This window comes from Paenibacillus sp. 1SOY10, assembly GCF_056836745.1.
In genome coordinates this window covers 1-22,164 of sequence record NZ_JBXENK010000011.1, presented here as the reverse complement: position 1 = coordinate 22,164, position 22,164 = coordinate 1, and the positions used below count along the sequence as shown (strand labels likewise).

25 protein-coding genes are annotated in these 22,164 nt (G+C 52.9%); 16 read left to right on the top strand and 9 right to left on the bottom strand.

The genetic code is table 11. The features are described 5' to 3' along the window. Window positions 1-10: 10 nt before the first annotated feature. The 11 genes from AC1VOR_RS19770 (at window position 11) to rpsN (ending at window position 10,028) form a co-directional block, all read left to right on the top strand. Window positions 11-970 (top strand): oxamate carbamoyltransferase subunit AllH family protein, encoded by a 960-nt coding sequence (locus AC1VOR_RS19770; protein ID WP_482620371.1) that lies wholly within the window; start codon window positions 11-13, stop codon window positions 968-970. Beyond that, window positions 930-2,489 (top strand): acyl-CoA synthetase FdrA, encoded by a 1,560-nt coding sequence (gene fdrA / locus AC1VOR_RS19765; protein ID WP_482620370.1) that lies wholly within the window; start codon window positions 930-932, stop codon window positions 2,487-2,489. Before AC1VOR_RS19770 ends, fdrA begins: the two co-directional genes overlap by 41 nt. Further along, on the top strand, window positions 2,490-3,908 hold the full coding sequence (locus AC1VOR_RS19760; RefSeq protein WP_482620369.1) for a YlbE family protein: 1,419 nt from the start codon (window positions 2,490-2,492) through the stop codon (window positions 3,906-3,908). It begins immediately after the preceding gene. A 6-nt stretch (window positions 3,909-3,914) separates the two neighbouring features. After that, on the top strand, window positions 3,915-4,883 hold the full coding sequence (gene arcC, locus AC1VOR_RS19755; protein WP_482620368.1) for a carbamate kinase: 969 nt from the start codon (window positions 3,915-3,917) through the stop codon (window positions 4,881-4,883). A gap of 218 nt (window positions 4,884-5,101) precedes the next feature. Beyond that, complete coding sequence (gene rpmG / locus AC1VOR_RS19750; protein WP_082672940.1) at window positions 5,102-5,251, top strand: 50S ribosomal protein L33; 150 nt, start codon at window positions 5,102-5,104, stop codon at window positions 5,249-5,251. Between the two features lie 12 nt (window positions 5,252-5,263). Next, window positions 5,264-6,463, top strand: coding sequence for a GTP-binding protein (locus AC1VOR_RS19745; RefSeq protein ID WP_482620367.1), 1,200 nt, complete (start codon window positions 5,264-5,266; stop codon window positions 6,461-6,463). Between the two features lie 93 nt (window positions 6,464-6,556). Further along, window positions 6,557-7,264, top strand: coding sequence for a metal ABC transporter ATP-binding protein (locus AC1VOR_RS19740; RefSeq protein WP_482620366.1), 708 nt, complete (start codon window positions 6,557-6,559; stop codon window positions 7,262-7,264). Next, window positions 7,210-8,094 carry a metal ABC transporter permease gene (locus AC1VOR_RS19735; RefSeq protein WP_482620365.1) on the top strand — a complete coding sequence of 295 codons (885 nt, stop codon included), beginning with the start codon at window positions 7,210-7,212 and terminating at the stop codon, window positions 8,092-8,094. Before AC1VOR_RS19740 ends, AC1VOR_RS19735 begins: the two co-directional genes overlap by 55 nt. Next, window positions 8,075-9,268: a metal ABC transporter substrate-binding protein gene (locus AC1VOR_RS19730; protein ID WP_482620364.1), complete on the top strand. Its 1,194-nt coding sequence runs from the start codon at window positions 8,075-8,077 to the stop codon at window positions 9,266-9,268. The genes AC1VOR_RS19735 and AC1VOR_RS19730 overlap by 20 nt, the downstream gene beginning before the upstream one ends. Window positions 9,269-9,313: 45 nt before the next feature. After that, entirely contained in the window at window positions 9,314-9,736 is a 423-nt protein-coding gene (locus AC1VOR_RS19725; RefSeq protein WP_482620363.1) for a Fur family transcriptional regulator, read from the top strand. Between the two features lie 22 nt (window positions 9,737-9,758). Continuing rightward, window positions 9,759-10,028 carry a 30S ribosomal protein S14 gene (rpsN, locus tag AC1VOR_RS19720; RefSeq protein ID WP_059049499.1) on the top strand — a complete coding sequence of 90 codons (270 nt, stop codon included), beginning with the start codon at window positions 9,759-9,761 and terminating at the stop codon, window positions 10,026-10,028. Between the two features lie 113 nt (window positions 10,029-10,141). Here the strand turns inward: rpsN and AC1VOR_RS19715 are convergent, their stop codons facing one another. From AC1VOR_RS19715 to AC1VOR_RS19690, 6 genes are read right to left on the bottom strand one after another with little or no spacing between them, the layout of a single operon-like run. Continuing rightward, the gene (locus AC1VOR_RS19715) at window positions 10,142-10,840 is read right to left on the bottom strand and encodes an ABC transporter ATP-binding protein (RefSeq protein WP_482620362.1); all 699 of its coding nucleotides are present in this window, start codon (window positions 10,838-10,840) and stop codon (window positions 10,142-10,144) included. Window positions 10,841-10,861: 21 nt separating this feature from the next. After that, window positions 10,862-11,623, bottom strand: coding sequence for an ABC transporter permease (locus tag AC1VOR_RS19710; protein ID WP_482620360.1), 762 nt, complete (start codon window positions 11,621-11,623; stop codon window positions 10,862-10,864). After that, window positions 11,598-12,656 carry an ABC transporter substrate-binding protein gene (locus tag AC1VOR_RS19705; RefSeq protein ID WP_482620359.1) on the bottom strand — a complete coding sequence of 353 codons (1,059 nt, stop codon included), beginning with the start codon at window positions 12,654-12,656 and terminating at the stop codon, window positions 11,598-11,600. Before AC1VOR_RS19705 ends, AC1VOR_RS19710 begins: the two co-directional genes overlap by 26 nt. A gap of 51 nt (window positions 12,657-12,707) precedes the next feature. Beyond that, window positions 12,708-13,466, bottom strand: a complete 759-nt coding sequence (locus AC1VOR_RS19700; RefSeq protein WP_482620357.1) for a class I SAM-dependent methyltransferase — start codon at window positions 13,464-13,466, stop codon at window positions 12,708-12,710. A gap of 15 nt (window positions 13,467-13,481) precedes the next feature. Continuing rightward, on the bottom strand, window positions 13,482-13,829 hold the full coding sequence (locus AC1VOR_RS19695) for a cupin domain-containing protein (protein ID WP_059049501.1): 348 nt from the start codon (window positions 13,827-13,829) through the stop codon (window positions 13,482-13,484). A gap of 17 nt (window positions 13,830-13,846) precedes the next feature. Continuing rightward, window positions 13,847-14,179, bottom strand: coding sequence for a cupin domain-containing protein (locus AC1VOR_RS19690; protein ID WP_482620356.1), 333 nt, complete (start codon window positions 14,177-14,179; stop codon window positions 13,847-13,849). 137 nt (window positions 14,180-14,316) lie between these two features. Between AC1VOR_RS19690 and AC1VOR_RS19685 the strand changes: the two genes are divergently transcribed. Continuing rightward, window positions 14,317-15,009 (top strand): Crp/Fnr family transcriptional regulator, encoded by a 693-nt coding sequence (locus AC1VOR_RS19685; RefSeq protein WP_482620355.1) that lies wholly within the window; start codon window positions 14,317-14,319, stop codon window positions 15,007-15,009. A 12-nt stretch (window positions 15,010-15,021) separates the two neighbouring features. On the opposite strand, the gene AC1VOR_RS19680 is transcribed toward AC1VOR_RS19685, so the two are convergent. Genes AC1VOR_RS19680 through AC1VOR_RS19670 form a run of 3 tightly spaced genes read right to left on the bottom strand, consistent with a single transcriptional unit; the run spans window position 15,022 to window position 18,037 of the window. After that, window positions 15,022-16,050: a CobW family GTP-binding protein gene (locus AC1VOR_RS19680; RefSeq protein WP_482620354.1), complete on the bottom strand. Its 1,029-nt coding sequence runs from the start codon at window positions 16,048-16,050 to the stop codon at window positions 15,022-15,024. Between the two features lie 30 nt (window positions 16,051-16,080). Next, window positions 16,081-17,085, bottom strand: coding sequence for a TIGR03943 family putative permease subunit (locus tag AC1VOR_RS19675; RefSeq protein WP_482620352.1), 1,005 nt, complete (start codon window positions 17,083-17,085; stop codon window positions 16,081-16,083). Between the two features lie 16 nt (window positions 17,086-17,101). After that, window positions 17,102-18,037: a permease gene (locus AC1VOR_RS19670; protein WP_482620351.1), complete on the bottom strand. Its 936-nt coding sequence runs from the start codon at window positions 18,035-18,037 to the stop codon at window positions 17,102-17,104. A 244-nt stretch (window positions 18,038-18,281) separates the two neighbouring features. Between AC1VOR_RS19670 and AC1VOR_RS19665 the strand changes: the two genes are divergently transcribed. The 4 genes from AC1VOR_RS19665 to AC1VOR_RS19650 all read left to right on the top strand — a co-directional run bounded on the left by AC1VOR_RS19665 (window position 18,282) and on the right by AC1VOR_RS19650 (window position 21,968). Next, a complete protein-coding gene (locus AC1VOR_RS19665) occupies window positions 18,282-18,665 on the top strand; it encodes a DUF3024 domain-containing protein (RefSeq protein ID WP_482620349.1) in 384 nt (127 codons plus the stop codon). 55 nt (window positions 18,666-18,720) lie between these two features. Continuing rightward, entirely contained in the window at window positions 18,721-19,542 is an 822-nt protein-coding gene (locus AC1VOR_RS19660) for an AAA family ATPase (RefSeq protein ID WP_482620347.1), read from the top strand. A gap of 16 nt (window positions 19,543-19,558) precedes the next feature. Further along, window positions 19,559-20,692 (top strand): NAD(P)/FAD-dependent oxidoreductase, encoded by a 1,134-nt coding sequence (locus AC1VOR_RS19655; RefSeq protein WP_482620346.1) that lies wholly within the window; start codon window positions 19,559-19,561, stop codon window positions 20,690-20,692. Window positions 20,693-20,759: 67 nt separating this feature from the next. After that, complete coding sequence (locus AC1VOR_RS19650; protein WP_482620345.1) at window positions 20,760-21,968, top strand: GTP-binding protein; 1,209 nt, start codon at window positions 20,760-20,762, stop codon at window positions 21,966-21,968. The last annotated feature ends 196 nt before the right edge of the window (window positions 21,969-22,164 follow it).

Below are 22,164 nucleotides of genomic sequence, written 5' to 3'. Positions count from 1 at the left end.
CGATGGAAGGATGGCAGGCGTAACGGCATTGCAAGCGATCAAGCGGGATGCGGGCTTGCGCCTTCCTCTCGCCCGCTCGGGGAGCGGTGCTTATATTCATAGCGTATTTCGTTCTACGGTCAATATTTGCGGTGAAGAGGGGGAACTGCTGCTAACCCTGGCCGTTCCCTCCACCGTGATGGCACCTGGCATGGCTGTCATAAATCGGGAATCCGATTTTAGAGTGCTATGCACTAACATTAAACCAGGTAAACAAATTCGAATAGATGGTAAAATGATTCATTTATCCGATTCGCTGGTCTGTCATTGGGGCGGAGCCGCCCTTGTGTCACTGGCTATTCCTCTTGCCCTGTCCGCTGCTCCTGTACGAACAGCCGCCGAGCTGACGGCTATTCTACGGCGCTGGGCCAAGCCCGGGGGAGCCGGGCGCCCGTGGCTGCTGTGTGCCGGCTGCGCGGTACAGTTGGAGACGCTGCATGAACGGGCGCTGTATGCCAAGTTGACATTACTTGATCTGCTAATGCGTACCGGGAAGGAAGAACAACTGTATGAGGCGGCGGGAGGGATCGTTGGACTTGGCATCGGATTGACACCGTCTGCGGATGACTTTCTGGCCGGATTCTTCGGTGTGCTCTTCGCCGCCCGTCCTGCATTTCGTGAGTGGGCGGCTGTCCACGGTGATGTCTGGCTCAGCCGAGTGAAGGGGCAGACTACTTTCCTGGCTGGTGAAATGCTAAAGCGGACGCTGGCCGGGGAAGCGAACGAGGCAGCTCTTGGTGTAATGGGAGTATGCTTCGGCAACGAGAAGAAGTCCCTGGAGGAGGAGGCGCGGCGTTTAATGGCGCTCGGCTCTACTTCGGGAACGGATATGCTGGCCGGAATGGCCTTCGGATTGGAAACATTAGACGTATGGAAGCGGAGGGGAAACCATGCAAACCAAAATAGCGATTCAAAACAATGCCTATCATGATTCCGTAGCCTTGATGTCTTTGACTGGCCAGATTAATGGTCTGGACGGTGTCGTCGAAGCCGTTGTTTCCATGGCGACGCCCATGAACAAGGAACTGCTTGCGGGTGTTGGCATGCTGACGGAAGAAGTAAACGCAAGCGGAGAGAACGACCTCATTCTGGCGGTCAAAGCCGAATCGGTGGAGGCGCTGGAAGAAGCGTTCCGGGTGATTGACGAGTTGCTGAATGCGCAAAAAGGTAAAAAGAAAAAAGGGGAAGGTACGATTCATACGTGGGGAGCAGCCGTTCAGGCGCTGCCGGAGGCCAATCTGGCCATTATTTCAGTGCCGGGCGAATATGCGGCAAGGGAAGCGGAGCAAGCGCTGAAGCGCGGCTTGAACGTGATGATCTTCAGCGATAATGTGTCGCTTACAGATGAGAAGCGGATTAAAGAAATGGCTGCGGGCAAAGGCCTGCTTGTCATGGGGCCAGACTGCGGCACGGCCATTATTAACGGAACCGGCCTCTGCTTCGCCAATGACGTCCGGCGCGGCTCTATAGGCCTGGTGGCGGCATCAGGCACGGGCTTGCAGGAAGTCACGGTTCAGCTTCATCGATTGGGGCTGGGCATTTCCCAGGCCATCGGCACCGGCGGCCGCGACCTGCATGAGGATATCGGCGGAATCATGATGCTGGAGGGTATCCGTGCCCTGCAGACCGACGAAGCTACTGAGGTTATCGTACTCATCTCAAAGCCTCCCCATCCCGACGTGCAGCGCCGCATCCTGCGTGAACTGGAAGGCTCGTCCAAGCCGTCGGTGATCTGCTTTCTGGACGGGGATACGGCTGCGCTACGGGAGGCGGGCTATGAAGCGGCTTCTACGCTGCTGGACGCGGCTCGTCTGGCAGCCAGGTTACTGAATCCCGAAGCTGTCAGGGAAGAAAGCAGTCGTTTTGGAGAGCTGGTGAAGGAAGCCGACCGTCAGCGTAGCCAGCTTGCAGCGGGACAAACGGACGTTCGCGGATTGTTCTGCGGCGGGACGCTGACCGCCGAGGCGCTCTCCATTTTGCGGGAAGAAGGGCTGTCTGTTAGAAGTAATGTGGCCAAAAAGGTGGAGGAAAAGCTGAAGGATGTGTCTGTCAGCCAGGGGCATACGCTGCTGGATCTCGGTGACGATGAGTTTACGGTCGGGCGGCCGCATCCGATGATTGAGCCTTCCCTGCGCAACGGCAGAATTGTGCAGGAGGCGAAGGACCCGGCTACGGCTGTGTTGTTTCTCGACTTTGAGCTTGGCTTCGGTTCCCATGAAGACCCGGCGGGAATCAGTATCGAAGCAATCCGTGAGGCAAAACGCCTGGCTGAGGGAGAGGGGCGCTACCTGCCCGTTATCGCTTATATTTGCGGAACCGAGCTGGACAAGCAGGACAAGGCATCTCAGACCCGCATGCTGGAAGAGGCAGGCGTTTTGGTAGCGGACAGCAACATGGAAGCTGCTCTGCTGGCCGCGAGGCTGGTCGGCGGCGCAAAGGAGGAAGCGTAGATGGCACACAATCTGTTTGAGGGACCCCTTGGCATTATCAATATCGGTACATCTATTTTTAAGAATGACCTTGATCTGCAGCGGGCGGAGGCGGTGCAATTCGCCTGGAAGCCGCCCGCCGGTGGCAATCCCGCTCTGCTTGCGGCGTTGGATAAGACGGCGGACGATGAACGGATCGAAGAGGCGAACCGTCAGGCCGTGCAGCGCATCAAGGAAGCCCACCCTTATCTTGTGGATATTGGAACAGCGAAGGACGTGATTCCAGGCATGGACGATCACCTGATCCTGCATGCCGGACCGCCTGTTTCATGGGAGAAGATGTGTGGACCGATGCAGGGCGCGGTCATCGGCGCGTTGCTATTCGAAGGCAAGGCGAAGGATGAGCAGGAAGCACGCCGACTGGCAGGCTCAGGCGATATTCGTTTTGCCCCCTGCAATGAATACGCGGCGGTCGGGCCGATGGCCGGAGTCATCTCCCCTTCGATGCCGGTGCATATCATTGAGAACCGGGAGCACGGCAACCGGGCTTACTGCACGGTCAACGAAGGACTCGGTAAGGTGCTGCGATTCGGGGCCTTTTCGGGCGAAGTCATCGGGCGCTTGAACTGGATCAGGGATGTGTTCGCGCCGGCCTTGAAGAAGGCGCTGGCGGGGAGCGGTGGCATCGATCTGAAGGCGATTATCGCCCAGTCGCTCCATATGGGAGACGAATGCCATAATCGCAACAAAGCGGCCACCTCGCTTTTTTATAAGGAAATAAGCAGTCACCTGCTTGCAGCGGAACTCGACGGGGGCGCATTGCGGGAGACGCTCGCTTTTATTAAAGGCAATGATCATTACTTCCTCAACCTGTCGATGCCGGCCTGCAAGGTGTCGCTTGATGCGGGACATGGCATCGAATATTCGACCGTCGTCACGACAATGGCCCGCAACGGGGTAGAATTCGGCATCCGGGTCAGCGGAATGGGAACGGACGAATGGTTCACCTTTGCCGCTAACCAGGTCAAGGGTCTGGTGTTCCCAGGTTATACCGAGAATGATGCCGCGCCAGATCTGGGTGACAGTGCGATCACGGAAACAATGGGAATCGGCGGCTTCGCCATGGGCGGCGCACCTGCCATCGTCCAGTTCGTAGGAGGAACGGTTGAGGATGCCATCGGGTACAGTACGCAAATGTACGATATCTGCGTTTCTGAAAACAACCAATATACCATCCCGAACCTTGATTTTCGCGGCTCTGCATTTGGCATCGACATTCGTAAGGTGCTGGAAACAGGAATTCTGCCGGTGATTAATACAGGCATGGCTCATAAGGAAGCAGGAGTAGGCCAAATTGGAGCTGGCCTTGTTCATCCGCCGCAGCCATGTTTTGAGCGTGCGCTGTTGGCTTACGTAAGCCGTTATCACGGGGAGGAGTGAGTCTATATGGGCAAAATTATGATTGCGCTAGGCGGTAACGCCTTGGGAAACACGCCTGAGGAACAGAGGGAGCTTGCAGCGCATGCTGCCAAAGCGATAGCCGAATTGATTGCGCAAGGCCATCGGGTCGTAATCTCGCACGGCAACGGACCGCAGGTCGGCATGATTGAGTCGGCCTTCCGGCTGGCTCGTACGGCAGACGGTACAATTCCGCCGGTGCCATTGAACGATTGCGTGGCGATGAGTCAGGCTTACATCGGTTATCACCTACAAAATGCGCTCCGGGAAGAATTGCTGGTTCGGGGTATCCGCAAGGAGGTGGTGTCGGTGGTTACTCAGTCGGTAGTCGCGAAGGATGATCCGGCATTTCGTTCACCGAGCAAGCCGATTGGCAGCTTCTACACCCGTGAGGAGGCCTCGGAGAAAACCAAGGCGGACAATATGATCTTCATTGAGGATTCGGGCCGTGGCTATCGGCAGGTTGTGGCTTCACCGGAGCCAGTGCGTATCGTGGAAGCGGAAGCGGTAAAGAAGCTGGTGGAAGCCGGTCATATCGTCATTACAGCGGGTGGTGGGGGTATTCCTGTGTATGAGGAGCGTGATGCGCTCGTTCCGGCGCAGGCAGTCATCGATAAGGATGCCGCGAGTGCCAGGCTGGCCGCTGAGCTTGATCTGGACGACCTGTTTATTTTGACGGCGGTGGACAAAGTGGCTATCCACTATGGCACGCCGCAGCAGCGCAATCTGGACCAGGTGTCTCCGGAAGAGGCGCGGGAATGGATCGCCGAAGGTCAGTTCCCGGCAGGCAGTATGCTACCGAAGGTAGAGTCGGCGTTACGATTCGTGGAGTCCAAGCCCGGACGCCGCGCCGTCATCACCTCCCTGGAGAAGGCGGGGGCCGCCATCCGTGGTGAAACCGGCACGTTTTTCTGCAACACTGCCGCCCGCGGCGCAGCTCCATTCTCGGGAGTATAACAAGCAACAGACAGACCTGAACGAAAAAGCATACACGCTTAAGGCGTACCATAAGAGCAGGGCTGCAGGCCGCCAATCGGCGATTCGCAGCCCTGCTTGTTAGGGTGAGTCTGGTATGGCAATGTAAAGAAACGTAGTTTCCCTCCGGTTGACACTTGGAAAATGAACGTGTAATATAATTAAATCGTAAAAATTACGAAAAAGGAGATGCTTTACCAATGAGAGTTGTTATTACTTTAGCTTGTACGGAAACCGGGGATCGGAATTACACCACGACCAAAAATAAAAAGACCCACCCTGAACGGATGGAATTACGCAAATATTGTCCACGCTTGAGAAAATACACTTTACACCGCGAAACACGCTAGGAGGCTTATCTTATGCTAGCGCAACAAACTAAGAGAATACCGGTCACCGTGCTGAGCGGCTACCTTGGGTCCGGGAAGACGACCCTGCTGAATCATGTCTTGCATAACCGGGATGGCCTGCGGGTTGCGGTGATCGTCAACGACATGAGCGAGGTCAACGTAGATGCGAACCTGGTGAAATCGGGCAATACCTTGTCCAGAACGGAAGAGAAGCTGGTGGAGATGTCCAACGGCTGCATCTGCTGCACATTGCGCGATGATTTGCTGGTTGAGGTGCAGAAGCTGGCGGCGGAAGGCCGGTTTGATTACATTCTAATTGAATCCTCAGGAATCAGTGAGCCCGTTCCAGTAGCCCAAACCTTTACCTATGCCAACCCGGAATTGGATATTGATTTAACCTCCCTCGCCCGGCTGGATACTCTGGTAACCGTTGTGGATGCGAACCGCTTCTGGCATGATTTTGCCTCAGGAGAAAGTCTGCTGGATCGGAATCAAGCTGTCTCGGATGTGGATTACCGTGATATTGTAGACCTGCTGATTGACCAGATTGAGACTTGTGATGTGCTGCTGCTCAACAAATGCGATCTGGTTGCTGAAGATGAACTGGTTAAGCTGGAGGCGGTGCTCCGAAAGCTTCAGCCAACCGCCAAGCTAATTCGTACGGTCAATGGGGTAGTAAATCCGAAGGAGATTTTGAACACGGGGTTGTTTGATTTCGAGAAGACAAGCATGTCTTCCGGCTGGATTTCGGAGCTGGGCAAGGAAGAGCATACCCCGGAAACGGAGGAATATGGAATTGGATCCTTCGTATACCGTAGCAGAATTCCCTTCCACCCGCAGCGGCTGAGTTATTTCTTCAGCAACTGGCCGGAAGAAGTCGTACGGGCCAAGGGATTGGTGTGGATTGCGGCCCGTGGTGATATGGCTGCAACCTTAAGCCAGGCTGGTCCTTCCATTCAATTTGGCCCCGCTGGTTACTGGCTGGCAGCGATGCCGGAGGAGCAGCAACGTGAAGTGCTGGCCGAGGAGCCGGAGGTTCGAGAGCGTTGGGATGCCAAGTGGGGGGACCGGATGACAGAACTAGTGTTCATCGGTGTTCATATGGATCAATCTGATATTGAAGCCAGACTTGGCCGTTGCTTGTTAACCGAAGCTGAAATGCAGGAGGACTGGACCAGGTTCAATAATCCATTGCCATGGCCACGCGACTAGAGATGGCAAATTAAACATCTTTACAAATCGTAATTATTACGATAATATAATCCGGTGAATGCGTAATAATTACGTTTAAAGGAAGATGGTTATATGATATTGTCCTCGATGCGTGAGGTGGTGTTTGGATACGGGAGCGAGCCGGTAATTGAGAACTTGTCGCTTAATATCCAATCTGGACAACTCATCGGTATCGCTGGTCCCAACGGCGCGGCCAAGTCGACTCTGCTGAAGTTGATGCTGGGATTGCTGAAGCCTTGGAGCGGCTCTGTTCAGTTTAGCGACTCTGATGAGCATGGGGGAAAGCTGGCGGTAGCTTATGTACCACAGCAGGTGTCCTCCTTCAATGCTGGCTTCCCCAGCAAGGTTAGCGAGCTTGTGCGGTCGGGGTGTTATGCCAAGCTGGGCTGGTTCCGCCGCTTCGGTAAGGAGCAGGAATACATCGTAGAACGGTCCCTGAAGCAGATGGATATATGGGAGCTACGGGACCGCAAGATCGGGGAATTGTCAGGTGGGCAGAAGCAGCGGGTATGTCTTGCCCGCGCCTTGGCCCAGGAGCCACAAGTGCTGGTTCTGGATGAACCGGGGACAGGGATGGATGTGGCGAGCCGGGCCAAGCTGTATGCCTTGCTGCGTGAAGATGTAGACGAGCGAGGGCGAACCGTGATCATGGTGACGCACGCGCTGGAAGAGGCAAGCCCATATCTCGACACCTTGATTAGTCTGGAGCGGGAGGAAGATGAAGGATGGCAATGTTCGGTTACGAATTTATGCAACGAGCCTTTTGGGCAGGAGGACTAATCGGTATTATTGCCCCTCTGCTGGGCGTGTATCTGATGCTTCGTCGTCAGGCGCTGATGGCAGATACGCTCTCCCATGTCTCCCTCGCGGGGGTAGCCCTGGGCTCGGTTCTTCATCTCAATCCTGCGCTCAGCGGCTTTGCAGTGGCCGTGGCTGGAGGCCTTGTGATTGAACAACTTCGTCGCTCCTATCGTACATATAGCGAGCTGCCGGTGGCGATTATTATGACGTCCGGTTTGGCGCTGGCAGTGGTATTGATGGGTATGCAGCAAAATTTGAGCAAAAGCTTCAGCTCTTATTTATTCGGTTCCATCGTAGCGGTCAGTGACACTCAATTGAGGCTGATTGCTGCCGTGGCGCTGGTCGGCTTGATTTACTTCATTTGTCTGCGTCGCCCGCTTTACCAGTTAACCTTCGATGAAGAGACAGCCGCAATTTCAGGTGTGCGCGTGAAGCTGCTCTCCTTCTCCTTCGCAGTGTTAACAGGCATGACGGTAGCGGCTGCCATGCCGGTAGTCGGCGTACTGCTGGTATCGGCTCTGATCGTGTTGCCAGCTTCACTGGCGCTGCGGGTTGCGGGTGGTTTTCTGTCGGCAGTAATCATATCCATAGCGGTTGGCTTGACGGGCGTGTTCTCCGGTCTGACGGTCTCGTACATGCTGGACACCCCGTCTGGCGGGACAATCGCACTCATTTTACTCGTGTTCCTGCTGATCACGATTTTGTGTCAGCGAATCGTGCGGCTGAAGAATCGCCGAGGCGCTGGAAGGCTAGTTAAACAACAATTTAAAACAAAGGAGTCTATAAAACATGAAATCTTGGAGTCATAGTTTGGCCGCATTATCCTTAGCCGCCATGCTGGTAGTAGCGGGCTGCGGTTCGAATGGCAAGCAGGCGGCCAATACAGGAGCAGAAGGCAATCAGGGATCCCCTGCTCCGTCCAGTGCCGAGAAGTTGCTGGTCAAAACGAGCTTCTATCCGATGTACGAATTTACCCGTCAAGTGGCAGGTGATCTCGCCGAAGTAGAGAATTTGGTGCCTGCCGGAGTGGAGCCCCATGATTGGGAGCCTACCCCGCAGGATATGGCCAAAATTACGGATGCTGATGTCCTTGTCTACAACGGGGCAGGTATGGAGGGCTGGATCGAGCAAGTGCTGGATAGCGTGGCTGATACGGATCTGATTGTAATCGAGGCCAGCCAAGGATTGGAGATTATGGAGGGCGAAGGCCATAGCCATGATCATGGCGAGCACGCGCATGAAGAAGGTGAGCATGCGCATGAGGAAGATGAGCACGCGCATGAAGAAGATGAGCACGCGCATGAAGAAGACGAGCACGCGCATGAGGAAGGTGAGCATGCACATGAGGAAGGTGAGCATGCCCATGAGGAAGATGAGCATGCCCATGAGGAAGGCGAGCATGCGCATGAGGAAGATGAGCATGCCCATGAAGAAGGCGAGCATGCGCATGACCACGGGGGACTGGACCCACATGTATGGTTATCGCCGGTTTTAGCCATTCAGGAAGTTCGCAATATCGAGCAGGGCTTGGCGGAAGCTGCACCTGAACACAAGGATGCTTTCAAGGCCAATGCCGATGCTTATGTAGCCAAGCTGGAGGCCCTGGATCAAGAGTTCACGGGTGGATTGAAGGACTCCAAGCGGAAGGACTTCATTACACAGCATGCCGCATTTGGCTATTTGGCCAAGCAGTATGGATTAACGCAGGTTCCGATTGCCGGACTATCGCCGGAGCAGGAGCCGTCCGCTTCCCAGATGGCGGAGATTGTGGATTTTGCCAAGGAGCATAACGTCAAGACGATCTTCTTTGAGACCTTGGTGTCCTCCAGTGTGGCGGATACGATTGCCTCCGAGATTGGAGCCAAGTCGGCCGTCCTTAACCCGATTGAAGGGTTAACAGAAGAAGACATCAGCAGTCAGCACGACTATCTGGCACTGATGCGGCAGAACCTGGAAGCCCTGAAGGCTGCGTTAAACGAATAGCCTGAACTGGAAAAAAGCATCAACGCCAATAAGGAGATGGAGTAGATGAAAAATAAGCGAGATCGTATGGTGCAAGCAATGACAGATAAGGGTCTTCGCATCACAGCACAGCGCCGATTCATTGCTGATCTGTTCTCCATTTCCACAGGCTTTGTGCTGCCACGCCAGGTTCATAATTATATTTCTGAGCATATTCCCGGAGTAAGCTTCGATACGGTGTATCGCAACCTGCGTTTGCTGGTGCAGATTGATCTTATCGAGCAATTTGATTTTCCCGAAGGGGTTCGCTTCAAGCTACGTTGCGGGCCGGAACATCATCACCACCATTTCATATGTCTCAAGTGCGACAGAACGTATCCGCTGGATTTTTGCCCGATTGACAGCGGGGTTTCCCCGCCAGAGGCCTTTGAAATTGTATCGCACAAATTTGAAATTCATGGAATATGCGGCGAATGTGCCCGTAAATGACCAACTACGAGGAGGATGGAACATGGCTAAGAAATCAAAGGTTGTAAAAGAGCTGAAACGGCAGGCCCTGGTAGAAAAATACCTGGAGAAGCGCCGGGAGTTGAAGGAAAAGGGGGATTATGCTGCCCTGCAAAAACTTCCCCGGGATTCCTCTCCTACACGCTTGCATAATCGTTGCGGAGTTTCAGGCCGCCCCCACGGTTATCTGAGTAAGTTCAAGGTATCCCGGATCGTCTTCCGTGAGCTTGCCCATCAAGGGAAAATTCCTGGAGTGAAGAAGGCAAGCTGGTAAACGGAACGATCCTCGGCTTGACTGACTGAATGAAATAAAACCTCCCTACTAGGAAAAATCCGCCAGGACGATGAGCGGGCTTTACCTTAATCAGGGAGGTTTTTTGATTTGTACTATACCAAGCAGAGTTGCTCCAAAATATCGGCCCGTACCTTCATTAAATGAAGATCCTTGAGCGAACGTTCCCGTTGGGGCGAGCCCAGGGCAATCCGCTGGGCGATGGTATGTGATTTTGCCGAGAGAATCACGATTTCGTCCCCCAGCAGCAAGGCTTCGTCAATGTCGTGCGTCACCATGATGATGGCGCAGCCGCTTCGCTCCCATAGAGCTATGAGCTTCTGCACCAAGTCGAAGCGAAGATGGTAATCGAGAGAATGGAATGGCTCGTCCATGAGCAGCAGGTTGCCGCCGTAATGGAAGGCCCGGGCAATGGAGCAGCGTTGGCGCATGCCTCCAGACAGTTGATCCGGGTAATGGTCCTGGTATGAACCGAGCCCAACATCATGTAGCAGAGTAGATATGTCGTCTGACTCGGTTTCTTTTCGAACAAATTCGATGTTCTCCCGTACTGTGCACCAAGGTAACAAACAATCCTCTTGAAAGACATAGGATACCTTCAGTCCGGGGTCCACGGTTACCACTCCTTCATCCGCAGGCAGTGTTTGGGCAAGAATATGGAGCAGGGTGGATTTTCCGGCTCCCGAGGGACCTAGCACGCAAATAATTTTCCGTTGTTCTACGGCAAGATTGATATGGTGCAGCACCGGCATGCCTGAATAGCTTTTGGCTACGTTTTGCAGGTGTACGATCATGTGAGCGTGCAGCCTCCCTGTCTATTCATTGGATTGAGTTGTTCGGCGGGTCCTGCTACGAAATATTCCCGTCATCAGCCACTTGATGATGTTCCAGAGCACAGCCATGAACAAGGCTAAAGCGAAAACCTTACCTGTGTCCAGATTCGTTCTGGCCTCCGACAATAGCCCTCCGATGCCTTGCCCAGAGGTTAGCAATTCAGCCATTACAGCCAGCTTCCAGCCTAACCCTGCCGAGGTAATCATCCCTGCCCTTAAGTAGCTACTGAGGGAAGGAAGCACCACGCGGAGCAGGACCTTTCGGCGGGGTACGTTGAACACCTGAGCCATGCGGAGCAGCTTCGGATCGATGTCAAGGAAGCCTTCATACAGATTAGTGAACAGTACGGGAATCGTAGATAACACGATAATGAAAATCGATGGGATGTCCGTCAGCCCGAACCAGATGATGGCGATGCCTAGCCAGGCAATAGGCGGGACGGATTGCATCATATCAATAACAGGCTCGACATAAGGCTTCCAGCGTGGCCGCAGGCCTATGATCAATCCAAGTCCTCCACCCACAAGCAATACGCCCAGCATGCCTATTACAAGCTTGACCAGGGTACGCCAGACGGCGTAGTAGAAATCTCCTTGCCCTAAATAAGCGATGGAGGCCCGGAAGGTATCGAGCGGACCAGGCAGGATAAAGGGATCCATGCGCAGAGCCGCCAATTGCCATATCAAGCACAGGAGCAGAAGGGCCGTTCCCCTTTGCCTAAGGCTGATAATAGAACGACTCATCCGGAAGCTTGCCTCCAATGCTATCCTCACTGTAATCAAACAGTGTTTCGTAATACTTGGTCAAGACATCCTTACTCTCCCAGGCGGAAGCGAAATCCAGTGCCATGTGGGGGATGGCTTGCTCTACTACGGCGGCATCCAGCTTCAGGTATTGATGGGCCAATTGAGCTGCTTCCTTGGGATGGTCGAGCGTCCACTGAAGGGCCTTGGCATATTCCTCCTGGAAGCGTGCGACCAGTTCGGGGTCATTAGTAATGACAGCTTGCTTGGTAGCCAGACCGGCATTTGGCAAATCCGTCTCCAGCCCCGTGACTTGCTGCCATTCCAGCTTATAATCTGCAATAGAACGTACCTGGTCATTCTTCATCTGAATGGCTGTAATTTGCGGCTGAATGCTGACAATCGTAGAAGCCTTGCCAGACAGCAGTAACTGAGCGCCCTCGGCAATTTGAGTGTGTTGCAGCGTAACATCTTCTCCTGGAACCAGTCCATGCTGCTTCAGGAAGGTTTGAGTAATGTAATCGACAGGCGAGGATTTCATCGGGACATACAACGTGGTTCCTCTCAAATCCTCCCAATCCTGCACGTTGGCGTCGGTGGTGACCATACCCATGACGGACCAGGTATTGATGTTCATCAACGCAAGATCCATGCCTTTGTTATACATAATGACAGCATTATTCAGGGGAAGAGCAAGAAAGCTTACGTTATCGTCATTAGCCAAGGCATTTAACGTATCCATGGTCTCCCATACTTTGAAATCCATCTGCACAGATTCGCCCATCGCCTTGGAGTCGATCATTCTGAGGATAGGCAATGAGGGAGGAGAAGGCGGTCCACCTACAGTCAATGTGACTGGCTCGGCAGACTCTGTCGTTGCGGCTACTTCCGTAGACTGCGTTGTTGCAGGGCCCTGGGCATTCTCCTCCTGAGCCATATTGTTCTGGGTACTGCATGCACCCAATATCAAAACCAAGCCAAGCATTACGCAGGCAAGAATGTAGTTGTAAGGTTGGATTAATTTAAGCTTCATGGCTGGTATCCTTTCGGTCTTCTATAGTTAGCGATATTTAGATCTGTCAATTTAATCTGGCTTGCGGCTGCATACGGCAATATATTGAAGGTCCTTGCCCGAGGTATTGAAGAAGGAATACATCTTCTTGAATTGAGGGAAATTCTCTTTCTTCAAGCCGTTCTTCAAGATACGCAACGTCCCCCAGATTCCCTCGTCCCGAATTAGCCCGCTCAGCTTCATGAGCGACATATCCCCCGATTCGTGAGTCACCTTGGCAAAGCCAACCCCATGGAACAACTCTTCCCACCTTGGCACAAGCAGTGGATCTACCTGAACATGGATCGTTTCACGCAGCTCAGCTAGCAGCTCATGCATATGCTCCTTAGTAAAGGTGATATCATGCGTCAGCAGCACACCACCTGGCCTCAGCACCCGGTAATATTCGCGAACCGCCTTCTCTTTGGCTGCGGTATTTAACATGGTCAGCATTGCTTCATTGATGACCACATCGAAGCTGGCATCGGGAAAGGGGAGCTTCATGGCATTGGCCTGCTGTACCTCAATCAAGGCTTCCAGCTTGGCATTCTTGATATTTTGTCTCGCCTTCGTCAAAGCCTTGGCGTCCATATCGATGCCTGTGATATGGCATTGGTATTGCTTGGCTAGCTGAATGGAGGTCGTACACATATTGCAGGCTACCTCCAGCACACGGCTGTTCTTGGTGATCCCGGCGTTCCGGATCAGCCAATCGGTAGCGACGACACCCCCTGGACGAAGACGCTTCTTGCCTAATTTGGCGAGAAAATTATGGCCGACTTCTCTTTTCATACGTAGGCTCCTCCTTTAGGAATTGGGCTTGACGACCACAAGCAGCATTTGGAAAGCCTCTGTTGCGTAGAGGGCATGCGGTACATTAGCGGGCATAACGATGGTTTCACCGGCGCGTACCGTGTACTTCTCGTCACCGATGGTGATCTCGGATTGTCCGGACAGGATTTGGACCATAGCATCACCAGGTGAGGAATGTCCTCCGATCGAAGTTCCTTGGTCCAGAGATAATAGTGTCATAGCCAGGTCTGGGCGCTGTACAAGCGTCAGGCTCGATACCTGCTGCTCTTCCACGGAAATGATAGTCTTCAAATCGATGACTTCGGCTACGGGGAGCTTCTTGATAAATTGACCTTGTTGCATAGGGTTTGCCTCCTAATTCAATATGAGATTTGCAAAAATTTGCAGCCTGTGGGTGCAGCGAATTCATGCCAGGTGCCCGCAGGAATAACAAGTGAATCTCCGGCCCGCAAGTGGCAGGCCTGTTGTTCGACCACCATGTCCAGTGCTCCTTCCAACACATGGACGAGTCGGGTCAGGGGAGAGGTCTCCGAACTGATCGTTTCCTCCTGATCCATGGCATATAGCACGCCCTCTTGAGCGGTAGACGAAGAGAAGTTAGGCAGTGACAGACTGCGGCTCGCTATTCGTCCCGGCTTGATATCTATAAATTCCTTCAAATCGAATACCGTATGGGTTGGTAGTTTGTTCATGCTTTTCCTCCCTGCTGCTATTGAAGGCTGGCCTTCATCTGATATAATGATATATATTGAGAATGGTTCTCATTTAGTGAATTGTAGCAGAAGCGGCAGCATAATTCTGTTGCTATGGCAACAGGAGGTGAATAGGGATGCAACAGGACTTGAATATTATTGGCAAGACGGCCTTGTTCAGAGGGTTTACGGGGAATGAAGTGTTGATTGCCGTGAATTGTCTTGAAGGTAATGTGAAGGAATTTGCTAAAAAAGAAGTGATCTTTCGGTCTGATGAGGTATTGGATGCGGTGGGAATTATCTTGAGCGGGCAGGTGCTACTATGCAAGGAGAACATCTCGGGCATGCGCCTGATCTTCTCGGAACTGGAAGCGGGGGACATTCTGGGGGAGACTGCACTGAGAACGACGCGCGAGCACAGCGGGTATGAGGCGGTAGCTGGCGCGGCATGCAGAATCTTGTTCATCCGGATTCATAAGATTGTGCGCCCCGGATTGCAAACCTGTAAGCTGCGGGGGCGCATTATTGAGAATATGATGGCTTTACTGCTGGAGAATAACCGTTCCATGTATCATAAGCTGGACATCGTCTCCCACAAATCGCTGCGGGACCGCATCATGCATTACCTTAGTCTGCAAGCCAAGAAGAGCAACGCTCTTGCCTTCGACATTCCGTTCTCTCGCAGCGATTTGGCGGATTACCTGAACGTGGACCGTAGCGCGTTATCCCGGGAACTGCAGCGTATGGCGGAGGATGGACTCATTCGATTTGCCAAGAACCACTTTGAATTACTGGATACGGACCAAGGCCTGACGATGATTGACTTCTAGAGACCAGATACACTAGCCTTTCAATGCTGTCCATTGGGCCAGCAGCTTCTGCTCATTCAGCTCATAGCCGATGACCACCAGATAATGGGGCCCCCGGTAGGTGCTGGACTCATAGCGGAGCTGCTTGCCGGCATACTGGATCAGCGTGGCATCGCGGGAGCCGCTTACCGGGAGATACCCCTTGGCCCGAAGGACTTGACTTCCTTGGGCCTTGAGGAATTTCCCCAATTCCCTTAACGAAAAGGCCGTAGAGTGGATGACCGGGAGATAAATGCTCTGAATGCGGGAGAAGGAGGCGTTGTCCTGATGATCTTGTTCCTTCCCCTGCCTATGAGCGGCACCTGGGGTGCTATGATGATGCTGGTGCTGGTGTGCCCCCGATACGACTTTAAGTCGGCTGGTAGACCTTGCCGAAAGCTGGAGCGGGAGCAGCCCACCCAGTATGAAATCTCCCTCGATTTTTGCCTGTACGGTATTATAAATGGAAGCTGTATCATTATGCTTGCGAATGATTTGCGTCACTTTGGTTAGCTGAGCTGGAGAGATGAGATCGGTTTTGTTGAGCAGAATTAGATCAGCTACGCTCATTTGCCGCCGCAGCGTATGAACAAGCTGCTTGTCAGAGGCAAAGATGCTGTTGTAATCCAGCGCATTCTCGCCATCAATAACCGTCACGATTCGATGAAGGCGCACCTTATCCAGAAGCTCAGGCTCGGCCATGGCATCTACAACTTCCTCAGGATTGGCAACTCCCGTGAGTTCTACGATAATTACATCGGGAGCGAGAGCCAGCAATCCTTCCAATGAACCTGTAATCTCGCTTTTTTTGCTACAGCAAATACATCCGTCAAACAACTTCTCCAGGGGTACATCCTTCGTCGCTTCTGCCAGAATACGGCCATCCACATCCGCTTTGCCTAACTCGTTCATGAGAATGGCCGGCTTGAGTTGTCTGCCATAAGCCTGCTTAATCAGCTCCAGGAGCAGCGTGGTCTTGCCACTGCCCAGGAAGCCGCTGAGAATAATGACCGGGGTCTTCATCTCTTAACTCCCTCCTTACCTGTTAATCTCTCAATCTACCGATGCATTCAGAAAATCAAAGTTAGGATATATATATGGGTTGTCCGGAGCTTCAATGACACTGGACTCGGATACATCAATCTTGATGATGACATTGCCGTTATATTCCGCTTCTCCGATCGTGCCTTTCAGCTTCATCCAAGTATCGTTCTTAAGCTCGGGTGCGCCTTCGTATTCCGCTAACACCCCGTAAGGCGTAGCGTCAGCCGTACAGCATTGGACGGCGATGCGGCCGATGACGAACTGATGATCTGGAAGACCCGATTCCCGATAAACGAACCCGTTAATCTCGATCTCCTTACCCATAAAGGCCTCTTTGAAGGAAACGATGGCAGAGAGTACCTCCATATAAATGTCGGGTCTTACCTCGATCATTGGCAGGACATAAAGGCGCTTGGCCAATACAGCCAGATCGCGGCTGAAATCGTCCTCGGCCACGAACAGTTGGTCCAGATCGGCTTCGGTGGGCGGGGAGGTGATGGTTGCCTCGTTGTTCACGGAGCCATCCCCCTCATCTGTCGATTCCGTTGATTCGGCAGTATCATCATCCATAGCAGCCGCAGGCTGAGCGGGCTGTGCCGGCTGAGCGGGTCCACCGCCATAGGCGGGAGCAACCGCGCTAAGGATGATCCCTTTCTTGCTGGCAAAGGAACCGCCCAGAACGGTATCAGGGAGCAGGAAGCCCAACAACAGCGGGAGAGCAATCAGTCCGTAAAGCAAGCCGGCCCTAGGCCATGACTTGGCCGGAGGTGTGCTGCAGCAGTCGCACTCTACGACAGATCCCTTATAAGTTCGGTAGGCCAGGAAGCCCTGAATGACGGCCAAGGCATATATCAACAGGGCAGATGCACTAACTAACGGCCGAATGCGTTCGCCAATATAGAGCTGAAGGCTGTTGGTCTCGACCAGGTAGGCAATGTAGACGGAGATGCCTAGCAGAATGACCGTTCTGATGCTGTAATGAACTGCGGTGGCGGTTTGTGGTTTGCTGTTCATAGGGCGAGCCTCCTTTTTACGAGAATGATCTAAGGAACAATTGGTCCCATCCGATGCTGAGCGCGAGCACCACGATTAGAATGATAGCTCCCAGCGTCATCACAAATTTGGTCTTGAATACGGACAATAGCATCAAGGTTCCTTTGAAGTCGAGCATCGGCCCAAGCACCAGGAAGGTGATCAGTGAGCCGGTGGCAAAGGTCCCCGTGAAGGAGGAGGCCACAAAGGCGTCCGAAGTTGAGCAGATTGACAGAATGTAGGCGAATGCCCCCATCATCAGGTGAGAGGACAGCGGGCCATTACCGTAGGCCATCAGTTGTCCAGTGTTTACAAAGGTATGAATCAGTGCGGTAATTAGGGCACCCAGCGTCAAATATTTGCTCATTTCAAAGAACTCATTCGACATATGCATGAACAACGAAGTGATTTTTCCCGTCCAGCCCTGATGCTGCAAGCTGCGATTTTCGTCCTCTTGGTATAGGGATTCCAAATTCCAGCGCAGCGGCTGGTAACGGATGAAGCGGTACACGATCAGCCCGATGATGAAGGCAGCGAGAAAGGCCAATCCCATGCGGGAGTAAAGGACCTCCGGACGGCTACGGAATGCGGTATATGTAGCAAAGAAGACGACAGGATTGAGTATCGGCCCGCTTAAAATAAAGACAACGGCAATATACACAGGCATGCCCTTGGCGATCAGGCGACGAATGACCGGCACCATGCCGCATTCGCAAATCGGGAACAACACGCCGAAGAAGCAGGCGAACAGAATGCCAAGTACGGGATTTCGGGGGACCAGACGTGAGATTAACTTTTCCGAGACAAACAATTGCACCAGGGAGGAGGACAACACCCCCAGCAAAATGAATGGAAGAGCTTCGAGAAAGATGCTGATAAATATGGTCTTGAAGGTAAGCAGATCGTTAGCAAGACCGTTAGGAAGCGATGACATGAGGTGAGGCTCCTTCATTAGTAAATATAAAAGATTCGCCTTTCATTTTAATCGTAATAAGTACAAATAACAAGCGGGTTAAGCGAACAAAAGTGGGCAGAGAGGCTCCATCAATCGTTAGCTAACAGTTGACAAGGAAAAGCCAAGATTATTATACTGAGTTAAATCGTAAAAATTACTATTAAATAAAAAGTTTTAAATATTAACCAACTACATTTCCAGGCTGACAGGAGGAACGTAGAGAATGCAATGGCTTTTGGAAGCGAAGGTGGATGAACTGACGGTGCGCAGGGTTGAACGGATACTGGAGGGCTACATAGCAGTAAAGGTTCCGCGTGAGGTGCGTTCCTCTGTTCGTTTGACCTATGAGTGGAATGTTGAGGGCTTGACCCTGATGGAAGAAAGACCCGACACACAAGGTCGGAAGTGGCATGGCATAGCGGTTGCCCGATTTGTTCTGGAACGAGGAAAGTGGCAGGTGTACGGCCGGAACGGTGTCGAGAGCTGGGAGCGAGTCCCATCGATTTTGCCCACACCGGACTTTGAATGCCAGCTGGAGCAGGTCGAGCTGGATGCGGACGGCCTATTTTGGCCTGTAGCTGATTTGGACGAGGCTGAGCTAGTGTGAGTGGATTAAAAGCAGGACCCCATGGTCCCTGCTTTCTAAAAGGAGAAGCCAATAGATGAGCAACAAGAAAAATACGAATTTTCGCTTACCCCGGTCGAAGGGAACGGATGTGGCGACTTATTATACCCCCAAGGAGTGTGAGCGCAAGGTTAGGCGGATTGTATTTGCCCCGGTGAACCGTCAAATCGTGGAAGAGTTCATTACCATCATAGGGATGAAGGAGAAGTTCGAGCATTATGAAGTCCCAATTCCGAACAAAATCGTCATGTTTGGGCCACCGGGAACGGGAAAGACGCTGACAGCCTTTTACATTGCTGCCCGATTGGGTCTTCCGCTGATCCTGGTGAGGCTGGATGCTATCATCCATAGTCACCTTGGAGAGACGGGAAGCAATCTTCGCAAGGTGTTTGATTACGCGAAAACCACGCCTTGCGTGTTGTTCCTGGATGAGTTCGATGCGGTTGGTCGAACGCGGGACAACAATGATGAGGTGAAGGAAATGTCCAGGGTGGTCAACACGCTGCTCCAATGCCTGGATGAATTTGAGGGCAATAGCATCTTTATGGCGGCCACCAATTTGGAAGAGGAACTGGATCAGGCCGTCTGGCGGCGCTTCGATACGAAGATGACTTATGCGATGCCGGATGATGTGCAGAGGGGCGAGTTTCTCACCCTGCTGCTGGATGGGTTTGAGCAAGTGGAGCCCATGCATGAGACGGCTTCCGAGCTGCTGGACGGTTGCAGCTTTGCCGACATGGAACAAATTGTGCTGAAGGCCAAGCGTAAGGCCATTATCGAGGACGGTGCGCTGTCCGGGCAGCATTTGCAGGAGGCTTATACAGAATATAAGCCGCAATATTGGACGGCAGGAACGTGAGAGGAGGACAGATATCATGGAAGAAGCTTGGGATTGTATCATTGTAGGCGGCGGTGCGGCGGGCATTGGCTTGGGGTGCTTGCTGCAGGAGCTTAATGTCCCCCGGTTTACGATTGTGGAGCGCGGAAGCATTGGAGCATCCTTTCGGATGTGGCCTCAGGAAATGCGCATGATCACGCCTTCCTTTACAGGGAATGCGTATGGCATTCTTGATCTTAATGCGGTGAGCCTGAACACCTCCCCGGCGTATACGCTGGGGACGGAGCATCCTTCGGGTGAGCAGTACGCGCAATATTTGCAGGCGGTGGCCGAATATAAGCAGCTTCCGGTACGGACCGGGGTTGATGTGACAGCGATACATTCCCAGCCGGACGGAGGTTTTGTGTTAGAGACCTCAGAAGGAACGATGCGCAGTAAATACGTTATTTGGGCGGCGGGCGAATTCCAGTACCCCGAATTAGGTGGATTTCCTGGTGCCGAATATGCAGTCCACAGTAGCTTGATTCGGACCTGGGGAGATTTGGAGGGTGAGGAGCATCTGATTATCGGGGGCTATGAAAGTGGTGCCGATGCAGCAATACATTTGGCCCGGCTTGGCCGGAAGATAACGATCATTGACCGTAATGCTCGCTGGACGGCAAAGGGTAGCAGTGATCCGAGTATGGAGCTGTCTCCCTTTACCAAGGATCGGTTGCGAGACATCCCGGACGGTCAGGTGGAGCTGATGGCAGGTTACGAAGTGGGCTGGATTGAACCGGCCGAGGATCATAACGGGTATCTGGTTTATGTTGAAGGGCACTCCGGAGAAACTCGCATACTGAAGACCCCTACCCCACCCATTCTGGCAACTGGATTTCGGGGCAGCCTGAACCTGATCGCTGATTTGTTTGAGCAGGATGAGACGGGTGCGGTGCGACTGAATGAGTTTGACGAATCGACGGCGACGCCGGGGTTATTCGTGGCCGGACCGAGTGTGCGTCATGAGCATTTGATCTTCTGCTTCATTTACAAATTCAGACAACGCTTTGGTGTGGTCGCTGGGGAGATCGCCAGCCGGTTGGGGCTGGATACCAAGGCACTGGAAGAATACGCCCGTCAACGGATGATGCTGACTGACCTGAGCTGTTGCGAAGAGAACTGTCAATGTTAGTGGCTAGCCAAGTCAGCAAGCAGAGGGTTTTTCCGACAAATCCAGAAAAAAAGGAGCTGCATCAGGCATGAACATACCCGTTCGAGAGGTGAAGAAGGAGGACAAAATCCCGGTGACGGTCTTGAGCGGCTATTTGGGCGCAGGCAAGACGACCGTTCTGAACCATGTGTTGAATAACCGGGAGGGGCTGAGGGTAGCGGTTATTGTCAATGATCTGAGTGAAGTCAACATCGATGCCGATCTGGTTCGCGATGGTGGAGGCTTAAGTCGTACGGAAGAGAAGCTGGTCGAGATGTCCAACGGCTGCATTTGCTGTACGCTGCGGGATGATTTGCTGCAGGAGGTGGAGCGTCTGGCGCGGGAGAAGCGATTTGACTATATCTTGATCGAATCGACGGGAATCGGGGAGCCCTTGCCGGTGGCTCAGACCTTTACCTATGTAGATGAGGAGCAAGGAATCGACTTATCGAGCCTGACCCGGCTGGACTGTATGGTGACGGTCGTGGATGCTTATCATTTCTGGCAGGATTACCATACCAGGGAGACTTTGCGGGATCGCAGCCAGCAGGCGGGGGAAGAGGATACCCGAGGCGTTGTCCACCTGCTGATTGATCAGGTTGAATTCTGCGACGTCTTGATTATCAACAAATGCGATATGGTGAGCGAAGCTGAACTGGACCAGTTGGAGCAGGCCTTGCGAAGCTTGCAGCCGAGAGCCAAAATGATTCGTACCAGCCATGGCAAGGTAGATCCGATGGAGATCCTGAATACGCATCTGTTCGATTTCGAAGCAGCCAGTACATCGGCGGGATGGATACAGGAGTTGCAACAGGGGCATCACACGCCGGAGACCGAGGAATATGGAATCAATTCATTTGTATATGCACGGAAGATTCCGTTCCACCCCGAGCGGCTGCTGCAATGGCTGGCCAAATGGCCGAAGGAAGTGGTGCGCTCCAAAGGACTGATGTGGATTGCCACGCGCAACAATTTGGCGATCTCCTTCAGTCAGGCCGGGGTATCCCGCCAGCTCTCGCCAGCCGGATTGTGGGTGGCGGCGCTATCGGAAGAAGAGCGACTCGCTTATTTCGGCAGTGAATATCCCAAGACGCCCGACTGGGACGAGGTCTGGGGAGATCGAATTACCAAGCTTGTCTTCATCGGTGTGGGCCTGGATCGCGAACGGATTACCCGCAGTCTGGATGAGGCTTTGCTGACGGATGCAGAAATGCAGGGCAACTGGCATGAGCTTACGGACCCGTTGCCGAAGTTTTAGAGGTAGGGTGAACGCATAGCTGGAGAGCTGTTATGGAGTGAAAACAGCGAGTGTAAGCTCATACCGGTAGTAAGCTCCGGTTGTTCACCACTCTTCTATTGGAAATGACTTTGCAGACCAGATTAACGGGAAAAGTAGAGCTAGAATAAAAAGTGGACACCTCGTTAAGAGAAAAAGATAATAAAACTAACGGAGG

Excerpts from the sequence above, each read along its gene's own strand:
- AC1VOR_RS19770 (WP_482620371.1), top strand. The coding sequence starts at position 11 with ATGGCAGGCGTAACGGCATTGCAAGCGATCAAGCGGGATGCGGGCTTG.
- fdrA (WP_482620370.1), top strand. The coding sequence starts at position 930 with ATGCAAACCAAAATAGCGATTCAAAACAATGCCTATCATGATTCCGTA.
- AC1VOR_RS19760 (WP_482620369.1), top strand. The coding sequence starts at position 2,490 with ATGGCACACAATCTGTTTGAGGGACCCCTTGGCATTATCAATATCGGT.
- arcC (WP_482620368.1), top strand. The coding sequence starts at position 3,915 with ATGGGCAAAATTATGATTGCGCTAGGCGGTAACGCCTTGGGAAACACG.
- rpmG (WP_082672940.1), top strand. The coding sequence starts at position 5,102 with ATGAGAGTTGTTATTACTTTAGCTTGTACGGAAACCGGGGATCGGAAT.
- AC1VOR_RS19745 (WP_482620367.1), top strand. The coding sequence starts at position 5,264 with ATGCTAGCGCAACAAACTAAGAGAATACCGGTCACCGTGCTGAGCGGC.
- AC1VOR_RS19740 (WP_482620366.1), top strand. The coding sequence starts at position 6,557 with ATGATATTGTCCTCGATGCGTGAGGTGGTGTTTGGATACGGGAGCGAG.
- AC1VOR_RS19735 (WP_482620365.1), top strand. The coding sequence starts at position 7,210 with ATGGCAATGTTCGGTTACGAATTTATGCAACGAGCCTTTTGGGCAGGA.
- AC1VOR_RS19730 (WP_482620364.1), top strand. The coding sequence starts at position 8,075 with ATGAAATCTTGGAGTCATAGTTTGGCCGCATTATCCTTAGCCGCCATG.
- AC1VOR_RS19725 (WP_482620363.1), top strand. The coding sequence starts at position 9,314 with ATGAAAAATAAGCGAGATCGTATGGTGCAAGCAATGACAGATAAGGGT.
- rpsN (WP_059049499.1), top strand. The coding sequence starts at position 9,759 with ATGGCTAAGAAATCAAAGGTTGTAAAAGAGCTGAAACGGCAGGCCCTG.
- AC1VOR_RS19715 (WP_482620362.1), bottom strand. The coding sequence starts at position 10,840 with ATGATCGTACACCTGCAAAACGTAGCCAAAAGCTATTCAGGCATGCCG.
- AC1VOR_RS19710 (WP_482620360.1), bottom strand. The coding sequence starts at position 11,623 with ATGAGTCGTTCTATTATCAGCCTTAGGCAAAGGGGAACGGCCCTTCTG.
- AC1VOR_RS19705 (WP_482620359.1), bottom strand. The coding sequence starts at position 12,656 with ATGAAGCTTAAATTAATCCAACCTTACAACTACATTCTTGCCTGCGTA.
- AC1VOR_RS19700 (WP_482620357.1), bottom strand. The coding sequence starts at position 13,466 with ATGAAAAGAGAAGTCGGCCATAATTTTCTCGCCAAATTAGGCAAGAAG.
- AC1VOR_RS19695 (WP_059049501.1), bottom strand. The coding sequence starts at position 13,829 with ATGCAACAAGGTCAATTTATCAAGAAGCTCCCCGTAGCCGAAGTCATC.
- AC1VOR_RS19690 (WP_482620356.1), bottom strand. The coding sequence starts at position 14,179 with ATGAACAAACTACCAACCCATACGGTATTCGATTTGAAGGAATTTATA.
- AC1VOR_RS19685 (WP_482620355.1), top strand. The coding sequence starts at position 14,317 with ATGCAACAGGACTTGAATATTATTGGCAAGACGGCCTTGTTCAGAGGG.
- AC1VOR_RS19680 (WP_482620354.1), bottom strand. The coding sequence starts at position 16,050 with ATGAAGACCCCGGTCATTATTCTCAGCGGCTTCCTGGGCAGTGGCAAG.
- AC1VOR_RS19675 (WP_482620352.1), bottom strand. The coding sequence starts at position 17,085 with ATGAACAGCAAACCACAAACCGCCACCGCAGTTCATTACAGCATCAGA.
- AC1VOR_RS19670 (WP_482620351.1), bottom strand. The coding sequence starts at position 18,037 with ATGTCATCGCTTCCTAACGGTCTTGCTAACGATCTGCTTACCTTCAAG.
- AC1VOR_RS19665 (WP_482620349.1), top strand. The coding sequence starts at position 18,282 with ATGCAATGGCTTTTGGAAGCGAAGGTGGATGAACTGACGGTGCGCAGG.
- AC1VOR_RS19660 (WP_482620347.1), top strand. The coding sequence starts at position 18,721 with ATGAGCAACAAGAAAAATACGAATTTTCGCTTACCCCGGTCGAAGGGA.
- AC1VOR_RS19655 (WP_482620346.1), top strand. The coding sequence starts at position 19,559 with ATGGAAGAAGCTTGGGATTGTATCATTGTAGGCGGCGGTGCGGCGGGC.
- AC1VOR_RS19650 (WP_482620345.1), top strand. The coding sequence starts at position 20,760 with ATGAACATACCCGTTCGAGAGGTGAAGAAGGAGGACAAAATCCCGGTG.